General features: G+C 54.7%; 20 protein-coding genes. 8 read left to right on the top strand and 12 right to left on the bottom strand.

The genetic code is table 11. The annotated features are described in order from the left end of the window. The first annotated feature begins 5 nt into the window (after window positions 1-5). Window positions 6-212, top strand: coding sequence for a 30S ribosomal protein S21 (gene rpsU / locus CLV80_RS14270; RefSeq protein WP_008231221.1), 207 nt, complete (start codon window positions 6-8; stop codon window positions 210-212). Window positions 213-346: 134 nt separating this feature from the next. Beyond that, window positions 347-949 (top strand): hypothetical protein, encoded by a 603-nt coding sequence (locus tag CLV80_RS14265; RefSeq protein ID WP_106358605.1) that lies wholly within the window; start codon window positions 347-349, stop codon window positions 947-949. A 55-nt stretch (window positions 950-1,004) separates the two neighbouring features. Here the strand turns inward: CLV80_RS14265 and CLV80_RS14260 are convergent, their stop codons facing one another. From CLV80_RS14260 to CLV80_RS14245, 4 genes are all read right to left on the bottom strand, one after another. Beyond that, window positions 1,005-2,063, bottom strand: coding sequence for a Hint domain-containing protein (locus CLV80_RS14260; protein ID WP_106358604.1), 1,059 nt, complete (start codon window positions 2,061-2,063; stop codon window positions 1,005-1,007). A gap of 120 nt (window positions 2,064-2,183) precedes the next feature. Then, window positions 2,184-5,273, bottom strand: coding sequence for a DNA translocase FtsK (locus CLV80_RS14255; protein WP_106358603.1), 3,090 nt, complete (start codon window positions 5,271-5,273; stop codon window positions 2,184-2,186). Window positions 5,274-5,284: 11 nt separating this feature from the next. Further along, window positions 5,285-6,460 carry an aminotransferase class I/II-fold pyridoxal phosphate-dependent enzyme gene (locus CLV80_RS14250; protein ID WP_207766591.1) on the bottom strand — a complete coding sequence of 392 codons (1,176 nt, stop codon included), beginning with the start codon at window positions 6,458-6,460 and terminating at the stop codon, window positions 5,285-5,287. Between the two features lie 106 nt (window positions 6,461-6,566). Then, window positions 6,567-7,895 (bottom strand): amidase, encoded by a 1,329-nt coding sequence (locus CLV80_RS14245; protein ID WP_106358602.1) that lies wholly within the window; start codon window positions 7,893-7,895, stop codon window positions 6,567-6,569. Window positions 7,896-8,071: 176 nt separating this feature from the next. Between CLV80_RS14245 and CLV80_RS14240 the strand changes: the two genes are divergently transcribed. The 3 genes from CLV80_RS14240 (at window position 8,072) to CLV80_RS14230 (ending at window position 10,936) form a co-directional block, all read left to right on the top strand. After that, complete coding sequence (locus CLV80_RS14240) at window positions 8,072-8,803, top strand: competence protein CoiA family protein (protein ID WP_106358601.1); 732 nt, start codon at window positions 8,072-8,074, stop codon at window positions 8,801-8,803. Window positions 8,804-9,073: 270 nt separating this feature from the next. Beyond that, window positions 9,074-10,321 carry a UbiH/UbiF/VisC/COQ6 family ubiquinone biosynthesis hydroxylase gene (locus CLV80_RS14235; protein WP_106358600.1) on the top strand — a complete coding sequence of 416 codons (1,248 nt, stop codon included), beginning with the start codon at window positions 9,074-9,076 and terminating at the stop codon, window positions 10,319-10,321. Window positions 10,322-10,378: 57 nt separating this feature from the next. Further along, complete coding sequence (locus CLV80_RS14230; RefSeq protein ID WP_106358599.1) at window positions 10,379-10,936, top strand: hypothetical protein; 558 nt, start codon at window positions 10,379-10,381, stop codon at window positions 10,934-10,936. Here CLV80_RS14230 and CLV80_RS14225 read toward each other — a convergent pair whose 3' ends face one another. The 3 genes from CLV80_RS14225 to CLV80_RS14215 are packed head-to-tail and all read right to left on the bottom strand — an operon-like array spanning window position 10,937 to window position 12,693. Further along, window positions 10,937-11,116, bottom strand: coding sequence for a Trm112 family protein (locus CLV80_RS14225; RefSeq protein WP_106358598.1), 180 nt, complete (start codon window positions 11,114-11,116; stop codon window positions 10,937-10,939). It lies immediately after the preceding gene. Beyond that, entirely contained in the window at window positions 11,113-11,754 is a 642-nt protein-coding gene (locus tag CLV80_RS14220) for an LON peptidase substrate-binding domain-containing protein (RefSeq protein WP_106358597.1), read from the bottom strand. Before CLV80_RS14220 ends, CLV80_RS14225 begins: the two co-directional genes overlap by 4 nt. A 27-nt stretch (window positions 11,755-11,781) precedes the next feature. Then, window positions 11,782-12,693 (bottom strand): thioredoxin family protein, encoded by a 912-nt coding sequence (locus tag CLV80_RS14215; RefSeq protein WP_106358596.1) that lies wholly within the window; start codon window positions 12,691-12,693, stop codon window positions 11,782-11,784. A 107-nt stretch (window positions 12,694-12,800) separates the two neighbouring features. Between CLV80_RS14215 and CLV80_RS14210 the strand changes: the two genes are divergently transcribed. Together CLV80_RS14210 and CLV80_RS14205 are read left to right on the top strand one after the other, a co-directional pair. Continuing rightward, window positions 12,801-13,430 (top strand): SGNH/GDSL hydrolase family protein, encoded by a 630-nt coding sequence (locus CLV80_RS14210; protein ID WP_106358595.1) that lies wholly within the window; start codon window positions 12,801-12,803, stop codon window positions 13,428-13,430. After that, complete coding sequence (locus tag CLV80_RS14205) at window positions 13,427-13,861, top strand: NUDIX hydrolase (RefSeq protein ID WP_106358594.1); 435 nt, start codon at window positions 13,427-13,429, stop codon at window positions 13,859-13,861. The genes CLV80_RS14210 and CLV80_RS14205 overlap by 4 nt, the downstream gene beginning before the upstream one ends. Here CLV80_RS14205 and CLV80_RS14200 read toward each other — a convergent pair. Both CLV80_RS14200 and rbfA read right to left on the bottom strand, forming a co-directional pair. After that, complete coding sequence (locus CLV80_RS14200; protein ID WP_106358593.1) at window positions 13,828-14,544, bottom strand: phosphodiester glycosidase family protein; 717 nt, start codon at window positions 14,542-14,544, stop codon at window positions 13,828-13,830. The two genes, CLV80_RS14205 and CLV80_RS14200, sit on opposite strands and share 34 nt — an antisense overlap. Then, window positions 14,544-14,939, bottom strand: coding sequence for a 30S ribosome-binding factor RbfA (rbfA, locus tag CLV80_RS14195; RefSeq protein WP_106358592.1), 396 nt, complete (start codon window positions 14,937-14,939; stop codon window positions 14,544-14,546). Before rbfA ends, CLV80_RS14200 begins: the two co-directional genes overlap by 1 nt. A 97-nt stretch (window positions 14,940-15,036) precedes the next feature. On the opposite strand from rbfA, the gene dapB reads away from it, so the two are divergent. After that, complete coding sequence (gene dapB / locus CLV80_RS14190; RefSeq protein WP_106358591.1) at window positions 15,037-15,846, top strand: 4-hydroxy-tetrahydrodipicolinate reductase; 810 nt, start codon at window positions 15,037-15,039, stop codon at window positions 15,844-15,846. Between the two features lie 14 nt (window positions 15,847-15,860). Here dapB and CLV80_RS14185 read toward each other — a convergent pair whose 3' ends face one another. The 3 genes from CLV80_RS14185 to truA all read right to left on the bottom strand — a co-directional run bounded on the left by CLV80_RS14185 (window position 15,861) and on the right by truA (window position 22,768). Beyond that, window positions 15,861-20,084: a translocation/assembly module TamB domain-containing protein gene (locus CLV80_RS14185; protein WP_243394582.1), complete on the bottom strand. Its 4,224-nt coding sequence runs from the start codon at window positions 20,082-20,084 to the stop codon at window positions 15,861-15,863. Window positions 20,085-20,122: 38 nt separating this feature from the next. After that, a complete protein-coding gene (locus tag CLV80_RS14180; protein ID WP_106358589.1) occupies window positions 20,123-21,898 on the bottom strand; it encodes an autotransporter assembly complex protein TamA in 1,776 nt (591 codons plus the stop codon). A gap of 102 nt (window positions 21,899-22,000) precedes the next feature. Continuing rightward, window positions 22,001-22,768, bottom strand: a complete 768-nt coding sequence (gene truA / locus CLV80_RS14175) for a tRNA pseudouridine(38-40) synthase TruA (protein WP_106358588.1) — start codon at window positions 22,766-22,768, stop codon at window positions 22,001-22,003. Window positions 22,769-22,789 lie beyond the last annotated feature (21 nt).

Raw genomic sequence — 22,789 nt, 5'->3', positions numbered from 1 at the left:
ACCACATGCAGGTTAGTGTTCGTGATAACAACGTCGATCAGGCGTTGCGTGCTCTGAAAAAGAAACTTCAGCGTGAAGGCGTTTTTCGTGAAATGAAGCTTAAGCAACATTTCGAAAAACCGTCAGTACGTAAGGCGCGTGAAAAAGCAGAAGCTATCCGCCGTCAGCGCAAGCTGGCTCGGAAAAAGCTCCAGCGCGAAGGTTTGCTCTAAGCAACCCAACGTGACAAATTTGAACCCCGTTTGAGAAATCAAACGGGGTTTTTTCGCATTACACTTATAGGTTTTATTTTAGCCCGCCATATGGGAACGTTAAGATGATTTGATCATTTTGAAAGTGAACGCAGATGGCATATACACGCGGCCTACTTATTTTCATCTCAAGCCTTAGCTTAGCAGCATGCGAAGACCAAGGTTTTGGCGAAGGCAACACCCCGAGCGCTAGCATTGTCACACTATCTGATGAGGGCGAAATTCCCGATCAAAATTATGAAGACGACGATGGTTCGGGATCGCATTCTGATCTTTCAGTAGTCGGGACAGCGCTGACCGGGTACGCTTATTCCTACGGGCTTGTAGATGGTACAACCAACTTTGTCGGTGTTGCCGGAATTGCGCCTGCGTCAGACCCCGGCGACGCGATTACAACCGGAACAGTCAGCTACGAGGGAACCTATGCTCTCACGCATGTTGACCAAGACAGCGAAACATTCGTGACGGGTGATATTACACTGATCGCTGCCTTTGATACCGGCTCAGTAACCGGCGACGACGGAGCTCTTGTTGTGACTGGTAATTTCTCGGGAACAAATCTTGGGGGAACAGTAACTTACGAAGACCTTACTGCAAACCTAGATGGTGTTGTTGGTACTGATGCGGTCGTTGGAGCATTTGCTGGGAATGACAGCGAAAGCCTTGTTGTTGGGGGCATTATCGCCAATACAGACTGACAGGCTGTGACCTTACGCCGAGAGTAAATTCGTTCTCGGCGTAACAACTGTCGGCCTATGATCCCACGCGGATGACCGAAGTACGCTTATCTGACACGCAAAGCCGTGCGGCGTTGTGCGCGGTTGCTGCAGCAAGCTCTGGGAACAGTGCAACAACTTCTTTTTGGGTTTCAATCGCGTCTACTTCAGCAACATTTGGAAGATAGCTTTCTGTCCAAAGCCCATCACATCGGACAATTTGATGCTGATCGAACATCACATGATAATACTCAACGCCTTCTAAACAATGTTTAGAAACAATAGCTTGATCATTTAGCAGTTTAATCGCAGGCACCAAAATTTCATCTTCACCAAACAGCAACTCTGCCCGCCAACCAGTAATCAAAATACGATGCTGCGGTGACAGCAGGATGTCACAGTTAGGCTGCCCAGGACCAAACCCGTCTTTTTTGACGAGCACTGGGCGGAATTTAGGTGTAGTTGCCAGCGCTGCCGCAGGCAGACGTTTCACGCCGACCCAGCGCACAATTTGCGGACCATCATCAAGCGTCGAAACAAGATCACCCACTTTAATATCTTCGACTGCGGTCAATCCAAATGGGGTTTCCAAGCGACAACCGCGCGTAAAGCACGGTGGAGAGGCAAGCGCCGTATACGGGTTACTGGGCCCCTCTTGGCTGGACACAACCGTGAGCGGCACACCAACAGGAGGGAAGCCACCGACACCACCGACAAATGCAAGCCCTTCAACGGTCGCATAAGAAGCCCCGCCTCCGGCTTCGTTAATATTGAAACCACGAACAAAGTAAGTATTCCCGTCAGGGTCCTGCAACGTTAGCCCATACTCTGCCTCTACGCGTTCTCCGCCTGCATATGCCACACCATCATAGGTTTGAGCCCCATCCAAGGTCTGACCATTGCTCGAATCCTGAAAGTTCGCGTTGTCATCAATGATGTTAACAGCCTGCCAACTATTATTGTTCAACGTAATCGTCTTACCAACCAGATGCGTTCCATCACCTTGGGTAATCCCTGACAACTGTGCACCATCAGAAATCGTAATATTTGATTCAGCTAGGGTATATATCGTTTCGACAGGCAACGGACCAACCACTCATTCAATGCTTCGCTTAGCGTAGATACTTAATATTAAAAGTATATGCGCGGCCAGCAATCTCCCACTCATTTGGCCGCGAACGGCCAAACTTTGGGTATTTTTACATCAAATACGCGATTAATGCTGCTCTGGCACCAAGATCTCGCGCTTACCAACGTGGTTGGCCGAACTGACGACACCTTCGTCTTCCATCTGCTCAACCAGACGCGCGGCTTTGTTATAGCCGATCGCCAGTTTGCGCTGGATATACGACGTCGAACATTTCCGGTCCTTGATCACAATCGCCACTGCAGTGTCGTACAGGGCATTCTCGGTGTCTGATCCGTCACCCAGCCCCAACACCAGATCAATGTTGCTTTCTGTGCCCTCTGGCGGACCTTCGACGACACCAGACATGTACTCTGGCGGACCAAAGCCCTTAAGGTGGTTCACGATTTCTTCGACTTCTTCATCGCTGACAAACGGACCATGAACGCGGGTAATCTTGGAACCGCCCGCCATATAAAGCATGTCACCCATGCCCAACAGCTGCTCAGCACCCATTTCACCAAGGATCGTGCGGCTATCGATTTTCGACGTCACTTGGAATGAAATCCGAGTTGGGAAGTTCGCCTTGATCGTACCGGTGATAACGTCAACCGACGGACGCTGTGTTGCCATGATCAGGTGGATACCCGACGCACGCGCCATCTGCGCAAGGCGCTGAATGCAGGCCTCGATCTCTTTACCGGCAACCATCATCAGGTCGGCCATCTCATCGACGATCACGACGATATAAGGCAGCACCTCTGGCGCGAACTCTTCAGTCTCGAACACTGGATCGCCGGTTTCATCATCAAACCCGGTCTGAACAGTGCGGCTGAACATCTCATTCTTGGAGAGCGCGTCTTTGACGCGGCCGTTATAGCCATCAATGTTCCGCACGCCCATTTTGGACATCTTGCGGTAACGCTCTTCCATTTCGCCCACGACCCACTTCAGGGCAACAACTGCCTTTTTCGGGTCGGTCACAACCGGGGACAACAGGTGCGGAATGCCGTCATAGACGGACAGTTCCAGCATCTTGGGGTCGATCATGATCATACGGCATTCTTCGGGCGTCAGCTTGTAAAGCAGCGATAGGATCATGGTGTTGATCGCAACCGACTTACCTGAACCCGTCGTACCCGCGATCAGCAAGTGAGGCATCTTTGCAAGGTTCGCAACGATAGGCTCGCCGCCAATGTCTTTGCCCAGCGCAAGCGGCAGTTTCTGGTTACCATCACCAAAATCACGGTGCGAAAGGATTTCGCGCAGCACAACCTTTTCACGGTTTTCGTTAGGCAATTCGATACCGATCACGGTACGACCCGGCACGGTCGAGACACGTGCAGCAAGTGCGGACATCGAACGCGCGATATCGTCAGACAGGCCGATCACACGGCTCGCTTTCAAACCCGGTGCGGGTTCAAGCTCGTACATGGTGACAACGGGGCCGGGGCGCACAGATGTGATTTCGCCTTTAACACCATAGTCATCCAGAACGCTTTCCAGCATACGCGCATTCTGTTCCAGCGCATTATCGCTCAGGTGATGACGCTGAACGTCGATTGGGTTCATCAACAGATTAAGCGGCGGGTGCTCGTAATCTGCGTATTTGTCGTCAAACGCCAATGCAGGTTGGGCTTCAGCCTTTGCTTGGCGCGATGGCTGTGGCGCACGCTTTGGCGGATGCTGAACCACGGCACGTGGTTCAGGCGTCGGTGCAGCAACCGGTGCCGCAGCAACCCGCGCTGTAGCAGCTGGTGCTACGGGAACATGCGCCGGTGGAATCGGCATATGTGGCGCTGCAACATAAGGTGCCGCGTCCATGTTTGGCTGCGTTGTGTCCTCATCATCCAGCTCTGGCATCGGCTCAAGCTCGGCGATTGGCGCGCGTTCTTGCACAGGCGCTGGCGCAGGTGCGGACATGGGTTCCTGAACAGCAGGCTGCGCAGCGACCATAGGCTCTTCGCGCTGCCCAAAGACAAGCGGTTTAGGACCACGACCAGCAGTCAGTGCCGGTTCAAGACGGACACCAGTCGGCGAAGGGGGAATCTCACGCGCCTTAATCGCATTGGCAATACGCGTGCTAACCCGGTCAGAATCATTGTTCAGCGGCGCGATTGGTTCAATCGGCGCAGGCGTCACCAACTCTGGCTCTGGCATCGGATCATTGCGCTTCAACAGCCCAGACAGAAAGCTCCCGCCTGTTGCAGGTGCTGGCTCTGGCGTTGCGACAGGCTGCGCCTCAACACGCGGTGCTTCGATGTTGCGCGACGCGGTTAAGGGCGGCGCAGGCGGCATCTTTGGTGCACCACCAGTCACCGGTGGTTCAGACACAGGCATCGCAGGGCGTGCACGCACAACGGCGGCAGCGCGAGCCTTAAAATCGGGTACGCTTGGGGCTGGATCGGCAAACGTGTCCTCTAACACATCTTCATCCATGAAATCAGTTGTTGCCCGGCGCTCTGCTGCGGTGGCGCGATATGTTTGCAGGTTAGCGTTCATGCCCTGTGCAGCCTTTGCAGACAATGCAGCGCCCTTCCCAACAAGCTTAAGCAGTGTCGCATACAGCATCACTGTCCCAAGCAGCAGGAACCGCCCAGCAATACGCAACTCAGGCCGAGTAAACCCAAGCGCAAAAGCCATCAAAGCAACCAGCGCAACGCCTGTCAGTAACGAAAGCAGCTTAACGCCAAAAACTGCGCCAAACGGAACGATAGTCAGGATCACACCCAAAACGGTATCACCAAAAAGACCACCCATCCCAAAATTGGCAGGCCATTCAGTGCCCGGGGTCAGCGTCGCCGCATAGACAGCACCAACAACAATCGCGACTGGGGCAAAGATGATGCGACCCATCGCACGGTCTTGACCGTGGTGCAGCACAAAACGCGCACCCCAAGCGATCAGCAACACAGGCACAACCCAAATTCCAAGACCAACAACCATCATCAGCGGCGCAGCAATAGACGCACCAAAATGGCCCAGCCAGTTTTGGACAGGGGCATCAGTCGCAGAAATCCAGCTTGGGTCGTCAGGCGAATAGCTACCGACGATCATGGCAATGATCAGGCCCACAAAGCCAAGCCCAAGACCCAGCAATTCCTTGCTGCGCTTTTCAAGCGCTGCTTGCGTCGCACTATCCAAAAGAGGGTCCCGCTGCCGTGTTTGATATGATGCCATCTTTACCGTCCTCAACCATACAAACAGTCACGGATCAAAGTCAGTCCGCGCTGCATTTCTTGTGTTGGGGCCACCATAGCGACCCGAATGTAACTTGCGCCGGGGTTCTCACCCGCGACATCGCGACTTAGGTACGCGCCGGGCAGAACCCGAACACCTGTTTCCTGCCATAGCTTCACTGCTGCAGCTTCGCCGTCTTCAACAGGCAGCCATAGAAAGAAACCCGCCTGTGGCGATTGATACCCCGGCACATGCCCGAATATCTGATCCGCGATTTCGTATTTCTGATGATAAAGCGCGCGATTTTCTTCGACATGCGCTTCGTCATCCCAGACCTTGGCTGCAACCGCCTGTAGTGGCTCTGGCAAAGGTGCGCCCGCAAAGGCGCGTAGCTGCCGAATACGCGCGATGGATTTTGTACCACCAGCACAGAACCCAGACCGCAAACCCGGCAAGTTCGACCGTTTCGACAGCGAATGAAAAATCACCACCCGATCAGGATCTGCACCCATCTCGGTCGCGATTTGCAATGCACCGACTGGCGGCGTGTCGCGATAAATTTCGGAATAGCATTCATCAGCAAAAATGACGAAGCCATGCTTTTCAGCCAGCGTGATCAACGCACGCCAATATTCCGCATCAGCCACAGCACCCTGTGGGTTTGCCGGCGAACAGATATACGCAATCGTCGTGCGTGCCAGAACGTCATCAGGCAACGCATGGAAATCTGGCAAGTGACCGCTGCTTTCGGTCGCCGGGACGTAAATCGGCTCGGCCCCGACAGACAGCGCAGCAACAGCATACACCTGATAAAACGGGTTCGGCGTCAGAATAACCGGCTGGCCGTTCTTTTCTTCAGGGCTCAACGCCATCGCAGCGTTATACAGCCCCTCACGCGTTCCGTTCAGTGTCAGGATTTGGTCATGCGCAAGATCCAGCCCGTAACGGCGGTTCAAAAACCCGGCAATCGCATCAAGCAAGTCATCAGTGCCGTTATTGTTCGGATACTTTGCAAAGCCCTGCAAATTAGCCGCAAGAATATCGCCCACGAACGCAGGAAACGCATGGCGCGGTTCGCCAATCGTCATATTGATCACGTCCGAGGCCGTTGTCGGTACGTCAAGTAACGCACGCAAACGGGGCCACGTCGCAACCGGGAGGTTCGAAAACCGCTCGGGGAACACCATAACTGCCTCAATTCACGGGATCATTTCGCCCCGTTTTTTACCAAAGTAGCGTGATGCCACCCTGTCTGTCCAGAACTAGCGGCGAATCGTTGTGATTTTGTGGCTTTTACGCCAGCGCTTGTTCAGCGGCGGCACACAGGCGCAACAGCGCGGCCTCGCCCCCGTTTGACCCGTTAAACATGATCCCACAGGATGGAACGCCAGTAGGCAAAGTCACAGACGCCAAATCAAGCAGGTTCGCCACACGCGTATTACGCAGCGCCAACAGGTTCTCGGCCTTATAATATGCGTCATCCGACAACAGCCGATCAGCATGCGGCGGCAATATCGGCGCCGTCGGCATAATCACCGCATCAAACGGCGCGACCTCGGCTGCGTATTGCTTACGGATATCACGCAGTAGATTCCAACCCGCCACGTAATCAGGGCCACTTACATCCTTGCCACCACGAACACGCTCCAAAATCTGCGGGAACATCTTTTCGGGATTTGCCTCGACCAGATCACGCCACCAGCCATAGCTATCAGCGGCGTAAAGGTTACCCGCCAAATTGAACGCATCAAATAGCTGCGAGAAATAGCGGTGCTCAACAATCGCGCCAGCATTCTGCAACCGTTCAACCGCACTTTGGAACGCCGCCCGCGGCGCATCGCGCACATCATCGGGAACGATGGTATCCAACACCATCAACCGAACACCCTGTAAATCTGTGTGCCCCAGATCAACGGCTTTCTCACCTTCCAACGCAGCATACAAAAGCGTGGCATCCTCGACCGACCGGCACAATGGGCCAACGGTATCAAAGGTCAGGCAAAGCGGTACAACGCCATCCAGCGACAACCGCCCATGCGTGGTTTTCAAACCAACCAGATCGTTCCAAGCAGACGGGATACGCACTGATCCGCCCGTATCAGACCCTATTCCAGCCGCAGCCAACCCAAACGCAACCGAAGTCGCCGCCCCCGAAGACGACCCACCAGCAACCGCTTCATGGTCGTTCACACAAGGCGGGGTCGCCGTAATCGGATTAAGCCCAAGCCCCGAAAACGCGATCTCGGACATGTGGGTTTTACCAAGGCAAACCAACCCGGCGGCAGTGGCATTTTGCAAAACCAACGCATCCTGCGTCGGCACGCGGCCCTCCATCAAAGCAGTCCCCGCCTCGGTCGCGACGCCAGCCGTATCAAACAGGTCTTTCCAAGACACAGGCACACCATCCAACGGGCCACGGCGAAACCCGGATTTCGCACGTTCCGATGCAGCAGCAGCCTCGGCCCTTGCGCGGTCATGCGTCACCCTCGCATAGATACGATCACGGAACTCATGGGCATCAATGGCATCCAGATACACTTCCGTCAGAGCAACCGGATCAATCTCCCCCGCCCCAATCGCACGACCCAAATCAGCCGCCGTCATCCATCGCCAATCTTGCATGTGAATTCTCCTGTCTTACAGCGACCCTAGCGGGGAGGAAAACGGAGAACAATCGAGGAAACACGACGCCTAGCACATTGCGAACTTAGTTCTCCCTTCCTCAAAGCAAGAACTGCAATCACAGGTAGATTTAGTAACGGCGATCCAATAGCCTAGTCGAATGTCTGGAGGGGACTATGGGGCAAATAGCATACAGAGCTGATACTGGCGAAATAGTTGAGGCTTTTTCCGTCTCTGATCTGGAATGGGATGCACTATGCAACGCGCAAACCGGAACAGTGTTAATGCCGCGATCTAAATGGCCCGCCGTGCCTAAAACTTCCAGCCGTGGACTCCGTTTCTTCGCACATAATGTAGGGTTTAGCGGCAACCCTCCAAAACCGGAAAGTTACGCTCATACACGCCTTAAAATCGACATTCTGAAAGCCGCGCGGTCATTAGGATATACTGCAGACTTAGAGGTTGCAGGAAGTACGCCTGACGGAAATCAGTGGATTGCAGACGTACTCGTTACACTTCCTAACGGCAACAAAACTGCATTCGAAGTACAACTTTCTAGTCAGCACCTTAACGATTTTAGATTAAGGACTAAAAGGTATCGCGAATCCTCAGTCAAATGTTGCTGGATCATTTCAGAAGAGCCAGTTGGTAACCATCTTAGAAAAGCAATCTTTAACGAAAACTTTGAATACAACCAAGCGCACATTGAACTTCAGGTGGACGATGAGGACCTACTGACTTTCGGAGTTACGTTAAAAGATAAAAGTACCTATCCTGACTCGTGCCCAACTTTACGTTTTGGTCGAGGCCAGGAGATCCGACGCATGTCTCTACAGGACGCCATCGACGGATTTCTCAAAGGTTGCCCGATATGGCGACGCCCGACCTGGTATTGGCAAGCGAACTAACGTGATTGAAAATATGGCAGGGAGCTTCTTATCGCTCGCTTCAGACAATTACCGTTGGTCCCAAACGAACTATTATTCGGCGCAAATGACATACCAAGTCATCTAAACTTATCCATGACAAAAAACTTATCTTGCCTTTGGGCAAACGTCCGACGTAAATCCGACGCATCGCCGACCGCTCATTTCCACACAAAATAACGCGTTAACCCTCGCCTCGAGCCAAACGGCAAAAACCACCGTACGGTGGGCACCCCAGCGGCCAAGGATCGCATGGACAATCCCGCGTGCAGGGTCATATTAAGCCCTATGGATACGGATATCATCATCGTAGGTGGCGGGCTGAACGGCCCAGCCTTGGCACTGGCCGCTGCACAGGCAGGCTTTGCCGTGACAATCATCGACAGCTTGGCCATTGATCGGCGCAAACGCCCTGATTTTGATGGGCGCAGCTATGCTTTGGCGCTGTCGTCGAAACGCCTATTGCAAGGCATCGGTGTCTGGGATGCCGTCGACGATGACGCCCAGCCGATGTTGGAAATCAAAGTCACCGATGGCCGCGCTGGCGAAGGGCCAAGCCCGTGGATGCTGCATTTCGATCACGCCGAAATCGAAGAAGGCCCGATGGGTTTCATGGTCGAAGACCGCCACCTGCGCCGCGCGTTTCTGGACGCGATGGCAGCGGAGCCATTGATCACCCAACTGTCCAAAGAAACCGTTGTTTCACAGGCAATCCAGAACGCCCGAGCCAGCGTAACACTCGCATCTGGCAAGGTGGTAACTGGACAAATTTTGGTCGGATCTGATGGCCGCCGCAGTGGTACCGCCGAACGCGCCGGGATCAAGCGGACTGGCTGGGGTTACGGGCAAACCGCCGTAGTCTGCGCCGTCGCCCACGACAAACCGCACGGCGGTATCGCACACCAGTTCTTCATGCCCGGTGGCCCGCTTGCCATTCTGCCGCTCACGGAAAATCGCAGTTCAATCGTGTGGAGCGAAACCGACGCCCGCGCCACCGAACTTGCCGCGATGAATGACGAAGATTTCCTTGATGCGCTACGCCCCGCCTTCGGCAGTTTCCTTGGCCAAATCAGCCTGACAGGCGCACGATTTACCTATCCGCTAGGCCTCACGCTCGCCAACAGCCTGATCGGTGATCGGCTAGCGCTAGTCGGCGACGCCGCCCACGGCATGCACCCTATTGCAGGGCAAGGATTAAACGCTGGGCTACGCGACGTGGCTGCTTTGGCCGAGGTACTATCAGACGCACGCGCACGCGGCGAAGACATCGGTAGCCCGCAAGTTTTGGAACGCTACCAACAGTGGCGGCGGTTCGACACGGCTACGCTCGCGCTTGCCACTGACACGTTCAACCGACTGTTTTCCAACGATAACCCACTGCTACGCGCCGCACGTGATATCGGCATGGGCGCAGTCAACGCCATCCCAGGTCTACGTCGCGGGTTCATCCGCGAAGCAGCCGGGCTGACCGGTGATTTGCCGAAATTGATGCAGGGGTAGAAGAAACCTAAGGCTGGTATAGTCTGCCCCGAAGAATCATGACGTTTTGAGAAACGGATGCCCAACGAAGTTACGCCGCCATTTTTCGATATCCGCCGATCAGTTAAACGGCGGATGGTTACACGATTGATTATCGTTCCCTTATTGGCCATCGGGCTTAGCTATTTTGGCTTGCGCCTAATTCCGGACAGCTTTGGCCTTGGGATGTCGATCGACGACATTGGCGACCTCAACTTCTGGAGCATTCTTGGTGTTTTCTTGGTCTGCACTGGGGCATATAATCTTATCAAGGAAGCCGTTTTTGCACATCGGTCACGCAAACCGTCGGGATACTGGCATTTTCGCCTAACGTCTGACGATTTGCTTTGGCATGTGCCGCAGCATGCACACGGCACAGAAATCGGGTTTCACGCAAAACTTTCTGACATCAAGCAGATCGAATTTCGCACGCTTGAGCGGTATGAACAATCTGATCTGCGCAGTTACTGGGTGCACTTTAACGGTGGCACCCCGTCGATTGAGCTCAAGGATTATTCAGGGATAAGCCTAAGTTGGCTTGCTAAGAAAATTGGAGAATCCGGTGTGCCTTACAACGAAACGCGTAGAACGTACTGATCAATCCAGCTTACGCGCTTCGTCCACCAGCATCACGGGGATGCCATTGCGGATTGGGAAAGCAAGTTTAGCACTTTTCGACACTAACTCTTGTTTTTCTGCGTCATAGGTCAGCGTGGCTTGGGTCATCGGGCAGACCAAGGCCTCTAGCATCTTTGGGTCGAATTGTGGTTCGGTCATTGTAATATCTCGTCCCCTGATCCGCCACGTAGGGCGAATTGGATTAGTGTTGTCAGCGTCTCGCGGCGCGTGGTGAGTGAGGGCGCCTCTAGCAGGGCTTGTTTGTCTTCGGGGTCGAAGGGGCACAGCATAGCAAGTGAATTGATCAGCAGCTCATCGTCTGCATCGCCCAAGCTGTCCCAATCTGTGGATAGGCCTTTGTCTTCGAAAAACCGACCAAGCGTTTTCATAAACGGTTCGCGCTCAAAATCGGGGTCTTTCTCGGCTGTGCCAAGGTCACGGTCAAAACCTTTCCAATCGACTTTGCAACGACGATAGGGCGTAAAGCCGTCAACCTCGTTCACGATCCGAAACCGCGATACACCAGATAGGGTGATCATGTAGCGCCCATCTTCCGTTTCGGAAAAGGCAGTGATCCGTCCAGCGCAACCGATGGTGTGCAGCCGACTACTATCATCGGGGCGTGCATAGGGTTGCACCATGCCAATCAGCCGGTGCGATGTTTTCAGCACGTCATCCAGCATCGCCAGATAGCGCGGTTCGAACAGATGTAGGGGCAACCGTGCGCGCGGCAAAAGCAACGCGCCCGGGAGAGGAAACACTGGAATGACGTCAGGCAGGTCTGCGATTGGTATCATGGCAGATAACCTAGGCCGATACGCCGATCATGCAAATATCAACGATGACAATTTTCGGCGGCCATTCAAAACAATTGGGTCTTTGGCCTCTCTGGCGTCGAAAATTGTGAACAACTGCGCCTTGGCGGCCCCATCGTTCCATTCGCGATCACGGCGGAATAGTTCGAGCAACTGATCGACCGATTCTTCGACTTGCCCGTTGGCATGCAGTGCAATTGCCAGATCAAACCGGGCCTGATGGTTTGCCGGGTCAGCCTCGACTGCGGCCTGCAGATCCGCAACTGGACCAGCGTTCGCTGCCTCGCGGGCTAGCGTGATTTGTGCATGCGCTGCTTCAAGCAACGGATCATCCGAAATCTCTGCGGGGGCACCGTTCAAGATGGCCTCGGCCTGATCAACGTCATCCAATGCCAGATAAGAACGGACCAACCCAGCATAAGCGGGCGCACTGTTTGGTTCTTCTTGCAGGATCGCGGCAAAGGTTTCAGCCGCGTCAGCGACTGCGCCCTCTTCTAGCATCTGGTCTGCGGCCTCGATGGCAGCAGAAAGCCCTTCAGCCTCTGGATCACCGCCAAGTGCTGCTATCTTTTCCACGAATGCGTCAATCTCGGATGGTGGCAAAGCACCTTGGAAACCATCGACGGGGCGTCCTTGAAAGAATGCATATACCGTTGGGATCGACTGAACCTGCAACTGACCCGCGTAGGCTTGGTTCGCATCGACATCGACCTTAACCAATTTAACGCGCCCGCCTGCCTTGGTCACGGCGGCTTCGATTGCGGGGCCAAGCGTTTTACATGGGCCGCACCAAGGCGCCCAGAAATCCACGATAACGGGCACGGTTTGCGATGCTTCGATAACGTCCGCCGCGAATGTCGCGTCGGTCGCGTCTTTGATCAGATCAGCGGGGGCCTTTGGGGTGGCGTCCAATTCCAGCATGTTCTGTCTCCTTATACGTTTGTTACCGCATATATGTGCGTTCCTGCACGATAGGCCAAGAGGCAATGACACTTTACCAACAACGTTTCCGAACATAGCGTGCAGACATGACAAAAACATTGATGACATTTGGCGACAGTAACACGCATGGAACGCCACCGATCCAGAAGCGCGGGGTATATGCACGCTATGGCCGTGAAACCCGGTGGCCAACGGTTGCACTTGCTGATCTTGGATCAGACTGGGAGCTGGTCGAGGAAGGGCTCCCCGGACGTACCGCCGCCTATGCCGACCCAACGATGGGTCCGCACATGAACGGGCAGCTGGGACTACGGATTGCGCTGGAAAGTCACGGCCCCATTGATGTGCTGACGATTATGCTCGGCACGAATGATCTGAAGGCACATTTTGGCCTGACCGCCGAAGGCGTTGCTGCAGGGATCGCGGGCCTTCTCGCCATCGCAAATTCCGAAGAATACCAAACAAGGCACAGCGGCTTCGAAGTCTTGCTGATCTGTCCACCTTTGGTGCTTGAACAAGGGCCAATCTCAGACGTCTTCTATGGCGCGGCGGCCAAGTCAGCACAGCTTGCGCCGCTTTACGCCGGTCTTGCAGCACATTGGGGTGCTAAATTCTTGGACGCGGGCCAGCATATCGGACCAAGCCAAATCGACGGCGTGCACTTTGATGCTGACGCCCAAATCAAACTCGGCCATGCGGTGGCCGCGGCGCTATGATCCCAAAACTTGCTGCCATCGCCGTGGTTCTTCGCGGCGACCATGTGCTGCTTGCTCAGCGCAAAAACGAACCCGATGCCGGGCTGTGGGGTTTTCCGGGTGGGCATGTTGAATTCGGTGAAACGGCGCTGGACGCGGCAGCCCGCGAGTTACTTGAAGAAACGGCCATCGTCGCAGAACCCGCACGTTATCTAACAAACCTAGACATCATCACACATGATACGAATGGGACTATCGAACATCATTTCCTGCTAGCAGCCGTCCTGTGCACCTATCGATCAGGCACGCCAAACGCATCCGACGATGTAAACGAAGCAAAGTGGTTTGAGATCACTGAGGTTCCCGCACTAAGGACAAGCGCCGATGTCGTCGAAGTCATCGCGCTGGCGCAATCCGTCTATTCAACGACCCCAACCATCGGGCCTAGCTGAAATCCGAAGTCCGAACGCCGAAGGTCGGTAGAATAAAGCCGCGAGACCTTTCCATCAAAATACAGCGCGTTGGGTAGTTTCAGGAAATCGCGAAAGAAGCTGCCAAATTCGTGGAATGTCACTGCGTTGTTTGAGATCGCAAATACGGCTGTTGCTCCGTCTTGTGTCGTCCCGACTCCGTTGCGTAGATAGCGCGACGTACTGTCGACCAAGAACCGTGGATGCAGGTCACCATCAATCACGAGCATTGGGCCAGATTGCGTCGCGTCGCGGCATTCAGGCGTTTTATCTAGATAGTCGAGAGTTTCATAAATCTGCGCGGCGTCATCGGTAAGGCAGAACACGCCATTGGGTAGCAGTCCAAAGTTTCCCGGTCCCGCGTTCGGGATCACGCGCATTTCTTCGATACCGTTTTCAATGTAGTGACCTACGGGTGCACGATCATCGTGGTACATCCCGGCGTTCATCGCAAAGACAAGCGTGCCTTCGTCCGCGAAATCATCAACGGCCGAGAAACTGCCCAGCACTGCGCCTTCGTCATCGCGCAGGAATAAACGTAGGTCTTCTGTCACGGCATCAACGCTACAAGTGGTGTAGCTGTTGCCTTCGTAAGATACGTCTGCGCAGGTGACCGCCGCCGCCGGGGCGGCCATCCAAAGCAAAGCAAACGCTGCCGCACGCATTAGTCGTCGATGTCCTGACGCACGTGGTCTTCGGCCAACAGGGCGCGGGTCGCGTCCATCTGATCGAACGTACCATCAATTTCGAACCGCAGTTCAGGTGCGAACTTCATCGTGCCGCCCTTCACCACAAGATGGCGAATTTCATAGCGGTTACGACGCATCGCAGCCAAGGCTTCTTCTTTGCCTTGCCCGCCGAGCGGCAGAATAAACGCCGTTGCGATGCTTAGATCAGGGGACATGCGCACTTCGCCCACGGTGATGGACATGCGGTTGAGTTCTGGGTCATGCACGTCGCCGCGTTGCAGGACTTCGGACAGGATTCGGCGAAACTGTTCGCCCACGCGCAACATACGTTGTGTGGGTGCCTTGCCGTCGCGATTTGATTTCTTTGCCATGTCCCACATTTATGCCTCTTCTGCGCCAAAGCCAAGCAAGGCTTTGCGTCAGCGGCAAACCATGGCTAATAGGGAACAAACGCGAAGGAACAGACCAATGACAGATACTCCAGGCATCGTAATCACCGGCGGATCAGGCAAAATGGGCCAGATGTTGATCAACACGGTTCTTGCGTCGGACAAATGCCGCTTGGTCGGCGTGGTTGATCGTGCTGGACACGACTGGATTGGTCAGGACGTTGGCACCGCGATGGGCGGTCAGCCAGTTGGCGTTATCGTAACTGACGACGCGCTAGAAGCCTTTGCCAAGGCGCAGGCTGTTATTGATTTCACAGCACCTGCCGCGACCGTTGCTTTTGCGGAACTCGCCGCCCAAGCCCGCGCGGTGCATGTGATCGGCACGACTGGGCTGACTGATGATGATCTTGCCGCAATTAACGCCGCTGCGCGCCACGCCGTTGTAGTCCGTGCAGGGAACATGTCGCTTGGTGTGAACCTGCTGGTGAAATTAACCCAAAAGGTTGCCGCCGCATTGGACGAAGATTTTGATATCGAAGTGATCGAAGCCCACCACCATCATAAAGTCGATGCCCCATCAGGCACCGCCCTGATGCTAGGCGAAGCGGCAGCAGAAGGCCGGGGAGTCGATCTAAAGGATGTACGCGATAGCGGGCGCGACGGGATCACAGGCGCACGCAAGCGCGGCGACATCGGCTTTAGTGCGATCCGTGGTGGCGATATCGTAGGCGAACATGACGTGATGTTCGCAGCCGCCGGTGAACGTATCGTCCTGCGTCACCTCGCGACCGACCGCGCGATCTTTGCACGCGGTGCGCTCAAGGCCGCGCTTTGGGGTCAAGACAAAGGACCAGGCGAATACGACATGATGGATGTTCTTGGGCTGTAACTCACTGACCTCGGTCAATAGTCCCGTTCAAAGAACACACCGACACTGGTTTCACCATCTTGATCAACGCTGCCTTTGGCGGTGATCTCGTTGGTGATATCTAGGTTCAGGTTGATTTCCGTCTCGCCTTCGCTGGTGATTGTGACATCGGTATAGACATTCTCGGACAGGTATTTGCCGCCACGCACGGCTGCATTGCCTTCTTCGTCGGTTGTGACGTCAAAATCATCCAACCCAATATTTTCACGCAAGCGGTCCACGGCACCGCCGCCCTTCCCGGCAAGCGTGCTGATCGCCGAAGCCAACTGAACCGCCTGAAGCGGGCTGATGCTTTGCAGGTCGCGACCAAAGATGAGCTGCGAAAGGACTTCGTCCTGAGGCAATTCCGGGACCGATTCAAAGGTCACTTCGGGTTCGTTCGCGGGCCCCTCAACGATAATGTTGATCGTTGTTCCCGTCGTGGACTGTGTTGTCGCGACAAGCCGGATGTATGGCGCAAAATCGCCCTGCATCGTCGCGCTGCCCTCTGTCAGGTCAAACCGCTGTTGCAGAATGTCGATGCGCCCGCGCATCAATTCAAACCGGCCAACAGGTACAACATTCGCCGTTGTCCCCCCGATGGTCAACCGACCACCCAATTCAGCATCAAGCCCGCGACCGCGAATGAAAATTCGCGACGGAGCGTCGACGATAATATTCAACGGATAAGCCCGCTTTGAAGCGCCACTAGAACTATCACCGCTGGTGGCCGTCTGAAGAACCCCCGCACGTTGCAAAGTTTGCCGAACGGCGGCACCTTCGCCAAGGTGCACCACATCAGGAAGGTCACCAAGCGAACTGATACTAGACGACGGCACCTGAATATCGGTCTGTCCCAATGTCAGCCGCCCTGCGATGCGTGCACCGCCATCAACTGGACCCTTCATGGTGATCGTACCATCCACCGTTGTTGAATATAGCTCGGGATCTTGCTGCACCACGTTATCGAAAATCAGGGCAAGATCGGCCTGTTTGGAACCCGTCAGGCCAATAGGACCACGAACAGATAGGCTCCCGCCGCCTTCAACTTGCGCACGTAAATCAAACTGCGCAGCATCGCCGCTTAGGCTGATCTGGCCGCCAATATTAGATAACGCTTGCTTTAATGTCGGCGCGGTCAGTCGCCCGTCCGCGAACGTCACGCGACCATTCAACGACGAAAGTTCAGGTTGCCCGTTAACGCCAATATCGAAATTCGCGGTACCGCTTAGGCGCCGTGGATCGATTGCAGCGTTTGCCAAGGCAAGCGGCGCACTCCCGTTGATGTCCAAATCCATACGACCGTTTTGATTAATTTGGCCGTTCACGTCGGCACGCAAACCGCCAGGTCCAGTACCTGTGGCATCGATGCCCCAGTTCCCAGCTTCGTCCAATGAGGCGGACCCTGTCGCGCGCACGGGGCCGCTGATCTGATCGGTCAGCACACCAACATCGCGCAAACTGGCGTTAAACCGACCTTGCCCATATCCAGCAGCGCCGTTAAGCGCTCCAACAATTGATACTTGCGGTGTCGACACCTCGAGCGTGCGAACAGCCAACACGCCGTCAGACAGGCCGACTGTTGCATTCACCCGTCCCGTTCCAGCAATTAACGGATCAACGGTTGGATTTCCAACACCCAATCCGTCGCTGCGCGCAGCGATTGTCGCGTCAAAACGGCTAAGATCGGGTAACACATTGCCCGAGGCAGATAGCGTCAAACCACCCGTTAACGGCTGCCCAACCAGAGCCGCAAACACACCAAGGTCAGCCACATCCGCAGTCAGTTCACCTGACACCTCGTAATCATTTGCAGGTGCTGCCACATTCGCATCCAAGGCGACATTGGCCCCCGCGCCGGACATACGCAAAACAGCATCTGTAGCATTTTCAACGCCCGGCACAGCATTCAAAGTGAGCGAGATTGGACCATTCAGGCTTGGGTCAAGAACAGCTGCATCAGCAAGGCGCAGATAAACGTCGGCAGCTGTCGGGCCTTCGGCACGTAAGTCAGCACTGCCACCCAACACAAACGCATCCGTGAGAACAGACAGATCAGAAACCAAGAGGGAATCATTGGCTGGGCGCGCAATCGAAACACTGAATTGACCGTCGCCAGCAAGAAGCGGATCAACCCGTTCGATCCCGGTGACCAAGTTTTCGGTTTCCCCAGAAACATCAACGTCAAAACGCAATTGATCGCTCAGCAGCACACCACTTGCAGTCACGTTGGCTGCCCCTGCCAAAGGCCGACCTGCAATTGCTGCATACCGCGACAGATCGGATACCGCAGCGCGCAACTGTCCATTGACCGTCTGGCCATTCTCGGATGGGTTAACGGTTGCACCACCCGAAAACGTCGTCGCAGGTGCAGTACCGTTAACGGTGATATCAATGACGCCATCTGCGTCACGCTTTACGTCGCCAGCCACCGTCGCACGACCAATCACATCGGGCATGACTTTGCTGACGTCGCGCAGGATGGCATTGAATTGCGCAGCGGTTTGTTCACTGGTCAACGAAGCCGTCGCCGTAACCCCGGCAGCAGGCGTTTGGATTTGCAGTGACTCTAGCCGTGTGCCTTCGGTGTCGCGCACCGCTGTAGCGGCAATTGTACCCGCCCCAGCAAGAACAGCATCGGCCTGCTCAATGCCAATCGATAAATCTGTCGTCTGCCCTGTCAAAGCAACGCTGTACAAACCATCCAACGGTGTCAGCGCAGCCTGAAGATCAACGTTAGCCGCACCGCCGAGTTCATTCCCGACAAGTGTTGAAAACCGCTCAAGGCCAGCAACCTGTACGTTGGCGACGATTGACGACTGAAAGCCAGACTTTGGCCCGTCAACAACGCCGCTAGCGCGAATATCAATGCCCGCGCCGCTAAGGGTAAATTGGCTAATCTCAGTCGGTTCGTCTTCGATACGGGCGGCAGTAAGCACGCCTTCGATCCGGTCACCAAAAGCACGAGCCGCCCCGGCATCATCAAGCTGAAGCCCTGTTGCGCCATAGGCAAGGTTCGCAGTCACCTGCCCGATCAAATCGCCTTCGCCGGGTCTTAGTATTCCACCGCCCCGCAAGCTCAGATCATCGATTTTTAGTCCGGGCCGGTCAAAACCTGTCACGGAAATGTCCGCGCGCCAGTCGTCGGCTGTCGCAGCATCATAGGAAATCGCAAGATCAGCGCCGTTCACATAGGTTTTCGGCCCAGACAGAGGCAGCAGCACAGCCTCATCGGTGACGGGCGTAATCGCACCAGCCAAGTCGATCAGCTCTGGCCAACCTTCGTTGCCAATCTGCAAAGCACCAGAAAGCGTGACACGCCCTGCATCAATCGCGATTTCAGGAATGTCGACGCGCCCTGTATCAGACAATACGGCTTGGGCGGACAGTTGTGCATCCGTACCAAAGAAACTTTGGTATTCTGGGTTAAACAACGGCGAGATGTCCCCGCCAACGTCCAGACTGATACGCTGCTGCGCATCAGCATTCAGCAATCCAAAGGTACCGCTTAAACGATCTTGACCGTCAGTCGCGATGGCAAGAGTTGCGTTATAATCATCGATAGGTGCGTTGCCTTCGATCGCAAGTTTTACAGATGGCCGCCCCGGCAGATCCAGAATACGGGCCGCAATGCCATCGGCACCCTCTTCAAGGTTCAATAGCAGATCAAGCACACGTGTTTCGTTAGAGTATCCGCCATTGATTTCAAAAACGCCCGCCTTTTCCCCAATTCGGGTGGCTGTGATATTGGCATCACCCTCACCGCCACCCAACGATGCTTGTCCCGATAGGCTGATCGTTATGGGTTCCCCCAAAAATGTCTCGCCCAATTCAATCTGTTCGATATTTAGTTCGTCTAACGCAATGCTGACTGGCAATTCAGGCAGCGCAAATGGCGTAGCTTCTGCGGCGGGGCCGGATGACGATGCTTCGGGCACCGGTGCGCGCGACACAACAATACGCGCTGCGCTTAGTTCCTCAACATCAATCGCACCACGCAAAAGCGCGCTACGGTTCCACTTAAGCACAATATCCTCGAGCGAAAGCCAAACACCATCGGCATCAGAAACAGTTAGAACATCAATCGTCGCATTCGAACTTAGTGCACCTTGGAAACCGATGATGCTAACATCCCGGCTGACGCCAGACAGATTTTCCTCGATCAGTTCAGTCAGATACCCTTTGTCTTCTTCCTCTTGGGTCTGTGCGATTACAGACATCGGCAAGAACATCGCACATATGAACGGTAGGAATTTTCTCAAAACGCTTGTCCAATCCCAATATAAACTTGCACGTCTTCGCCGGCGTCATCGCCGCTCGCTTGGGTCCCGATATCCAACCTGATCGGACCTATCCCGGTTTCATAGCGTAATCCGATACCCGCGCCGGCATGCCAGTCACCGTCTTCTAGCGGCAGATCAGTATCACCAATTTGCCCAACATCATAAAACCCAACCAATGATATTTTTTCGCGGACAAGATAACGCGCTTCTAACTGCGCACCAGCAAATGATGTACCACCAGTGGTGACCGCCGTGCCGCCCACGACGCTATCGATCCCAAGCGATTTATACGGTTGTCCGCGCACCGTCCCACCACCGCCGGAATAAAACAGATAATCTGCAGGCGCCTGATCAATATCAGCGCCAACGATGCTCCCAAACTGCAAGCGCCCGGCGAAAGTCAGTTTTTGCTCTTCGCCAAAACTGTAATACCCACGCGCGTCACCAAACAAACGCAGCCCCTTTACGTCAGCGCCTAGGCTGATGAATGGCGTCGAAGACAGGTCAAGGTAATACCCTGATTTCGCGTTCGTTTCGCTGTCACGACGATCATATGTTGCGTCCAACGGCAGGGTTAAAAGCGTGTATTCCCGCGTGCCAAGGTCGCTTTCTTCGCGTGCGGTGAGCAAGCCAACCCCAACCCGAACAGTCAAATCGTCACTTAAAATCCGTGAAAAACCTGTCTCGACGGCAAATTTATCGATCAGGTAATCGGGTTCATCTTCGCGAGATAGCTCAGAGGTAAGAAAAAACTCTGTATCCGGGCCGAATGTTGCGGGCCGTGTAAAGTTCCCGCGCAAGCTATAGTCGGTTCCGCCAGTCTCGCCGTCTATACCTGCAACTTCGACATCAACACGTAATCTTTCGGCGCCGCCCAGCAGGTTACGATGCAGCCAGAAAGATGAGACTGTCAGCCCCTCGACCGTCGACATCTCAAGCCCGAACCCAAAGCGGCGGCGCTTAGATTCATCCAACTGAACGGTCATTGGCAGGACTGCACCGTCGCTTAGGTCATCGGCTTGGGTCACTGCCACGCTGTCGAACGTACCCGTACGACGCAATCGCCGCTCAACAGCGTCAATATCAGATGGTGAATACACGTCGCCCGTTGGTAAACCCGCAATTTGGCGCACGCGGGCCGTGCTTACCGTTTCGTTCCCTGTCACGGTTAAATCACCGAACCGCACCAAAGGTCCGGGATCAAGTGCAACAGCAACATCAAGTTTTTCATCTAAATGGCGTGCCGTAATACGTTGCGACGCCACACGCGCCACCGCGTACCCCTGATCGCGCCAGCTATTTACGCCACCAGACACAGCTGACGATATCTGCCCTGATCGCGCAGGTTGGCGTGGCCCCAAATCCTGAGGAAGTTCAGTACCTCTTGGCAAGGGGGTTATCGAAACTTCGCCAAATGTGAACCGTGGCCCCGGCGTTACATTGATAACAACTTTAGAAATGCTTGAAGGCGCTGAAAGCGGCGCGATGCGCGATGCTTCCGTGCCATCTACAGTGATCGAGATTTGGCCCGCGTAATAGCCTTGCGCATATAGCGCCGTTAGAAGCCGACGATAGTCCGCCCGCGCTGCTGCAATATAGTCCTGCGGGACGGCGGTATTATCCAGCGCGCGCAACAAAGATGCGTCATCTAATGCGCCGCGTGCTTGCGTACTGTTCAGACGTACATCCTGCGCTTGTGCGGCGCTTGCCGCACAGATGAAACCAAAAACGAGCCACTTCAAATCGGTCAATTGCTGCCCCCTACACTGGCTAACTGGTTCACTACGGATTGGTTCCCTTAGATACTAAACAAGCATCCATTGATTGACCATTCACATACGCGCAAGCAGTTTTCAGGCGAACGGATCAGCAGGATATTGCACACCCGCAAGGTAAAGCCCTTGTGGAGGGCAAACCGGCCCACACCTAGACCGATCTGCTGCTTCAAGCGCGGACGTAACATCATCAGGGGTCCATGCACCCGCGCCGACCCGTTCCAACGTGCCGACAAAGCTGCGTACTTGGTTATGAAGGAAAGATCGGGCACGGACATAGAATTGATATTCGATGCCATTAGGGCGCTGGATTTCTTTGATCGTTAATTCATCCAGCGTTTTGACTGGGCTTTTCGATTGGCAAATTGACGATCTAAATGTCGTAAAATCATGCAAGCCAATTAATCGGTCCGCACCGGCCTGCATCGCCGCAGTATCTAACTGACAGTTCACGCGCCACAACTGGCCAGCCTCGGATGTTAGCGGCGCGCGCCGCGCAACAAGGCGGAACAGATACCGACGCTCCAATGCCCCAAAGCGCGCATGCCATTCGTCATCAACACGCGCGCATTTCACTACCGCAATCGGATGCGGTTTTAGATGAAAATTGAGCGCCTCTGACAGTCGAAACGGGTCCCAATCGCGGCTCATATCACAATGTGCGACTTGTCCCGTGGCATGGACGCCAGCATCGGTACGGCCTGCAGCACCGATGGTGTGTTCACCCGGTTCAATCTTAGCCAAAGCCGCCTCTATCGCGCCTTGTACAGAAGGTTGGTCATTCTGGCGCTGCCACCCCGAAAAGGGCGCACCGTGATATTCGATAAGAAGGGCAAAACGTGGCATTCACCCCGATTAGGGGGGAGA

This window comes from Yoonia maritima (assembly GCF_003003285.1).
Classification (GTDB): domain Bacteria; phylum Pseudomonadota; class Alphaproteobacteria; order Rhodobacterales; family Rhodobacteraceae; genus Yoonia; species Yoonia maritima.
This window is presented reverse-complemented; position numbering and strand designations above follow the sequence as displayed.

Bases quoted from the DNA above. Each gene is read 5' to 3' on its own strand.
- rbfA (WP_106358592.1), bottom strand. From the start codon at position 14,939: ATGGCAAAGAAATCAAATCGCGACGGCAAGGCACCCACACAACGTATG.
- CLV80_RS14185 (WP_243394582.1), bottom strand. From the start codon at position 20,084: ATGTCTGTAATCGCACAGACCCAAGAGGAAGAAGACAAAGGGTATCTG.
- truA (WP_106358588.1), bottom strand. From the start codon at position 22,768: ATGCCACGTTTTGCCCTTCTTATCGAATATCACGGTGCGCCCTTTTCG.
- CLV80_RS14210 (WP_106358595.1), top strand. From the start codon at position 12,801: ATGACAAAAACATTGATGACATTTGGCGACAGTAACACGCATGGAACG.
- CLV80_RS14200 (WP_106358593.1), bottom strand. From the start codon at position 14,544: ATGCGTGCGGCAGCGTTTGCTTTGCTTTGGATGGCCGCCCCGGCGGCG.
- CLV80_RS14220 (WP_106358597.1), bottom strand. From the start codon at position 11,754: ATGATACCAATCGCAGACCTGCCTGACGTCATTCCAGTGTTTCCTCTC.
- dapB (WP_106358591.1), top strand. From the start codon at position 15,037: ATGACAGATACTCCAGGCATCGTAATCACCGGCGGATCAGGCAAAATG.
- CLV80_RS14250 (WP_207766591.1), bottom strand. From the start codon at position 6,460: ATGGTGTTCCCCGAGCGGTTTTCGAACCTCCCGGTTGCGACGTGGCCC.
- CLV80_RS14265 (WP_106358605.1), top strand. From the start codon at position 347: ATGGCATATACACGCGGCCTACTTATTTTCATCTCAAGCCTTAGCTTA.
- CLV80_RS14245 (WP_106358602.1), bottom strand. From the start codon at position 7,895: ATGCAAGATTGGCGATGGATGACGGCGGCTGATTTGGGTCGTGCGATT.
- rpsU (WP_008231221.1), top strand. From the start codon at position 6: ATGCAGGTTAGTGTTCGTGATAACAACGTCGATCAGGCGTTGCGTGCT.
- CLV80_RS14255 (WP_106358603.1), bottom strand. From the start codon at position 5,273: ATGGCATCATATCAAACACGGCAGCGGGACCCTCTTTTGGATAGTGCG.
- CLV80_RS14205 (WP_106358594.1), top strand. From the start codon at position 13,427: ATGATCCCAAAACTTGCTGCCATCGCCGTGGTTCTTCGCGGCGACCAT.
- CLV80_RS14225 (WP_106358598.1), bottom strand. From the start codon at position 11,116: ATGACCGAACCACAATTCGACCCAAAGATGCTAGAGGCCTTGGTCTGC.
- CLV80_RS14235 (WP_106358600.1), top strand. From the start codon at position 9,074: ATGGACAATCCCGCGTGCAGGGTCATATTAAGCCCTATGGATACGGAT.
- CLV80_RS14230 (WP_106358599.1), top strand. From the start codon at position 10,379: ATGCCCAACGAAGTTACGCCGCCATTTTTCGATATCCGCCGATCAGTT.
- CLV80_RS14215 (WP_106358596.1), bottom strand. From the start codon at position 12,693: ATGCTGGAATTGGACGCCACCCCAAAGGCCCCCGCTGATCTGATCAAA.
- CLV80_RS14240 (WP_106358601.1), top strand. From the start codon at position 8,072: ATGGGGCAAATAGCATACAGAGCTGATACTGGCGAAATAGTTGAGGCT.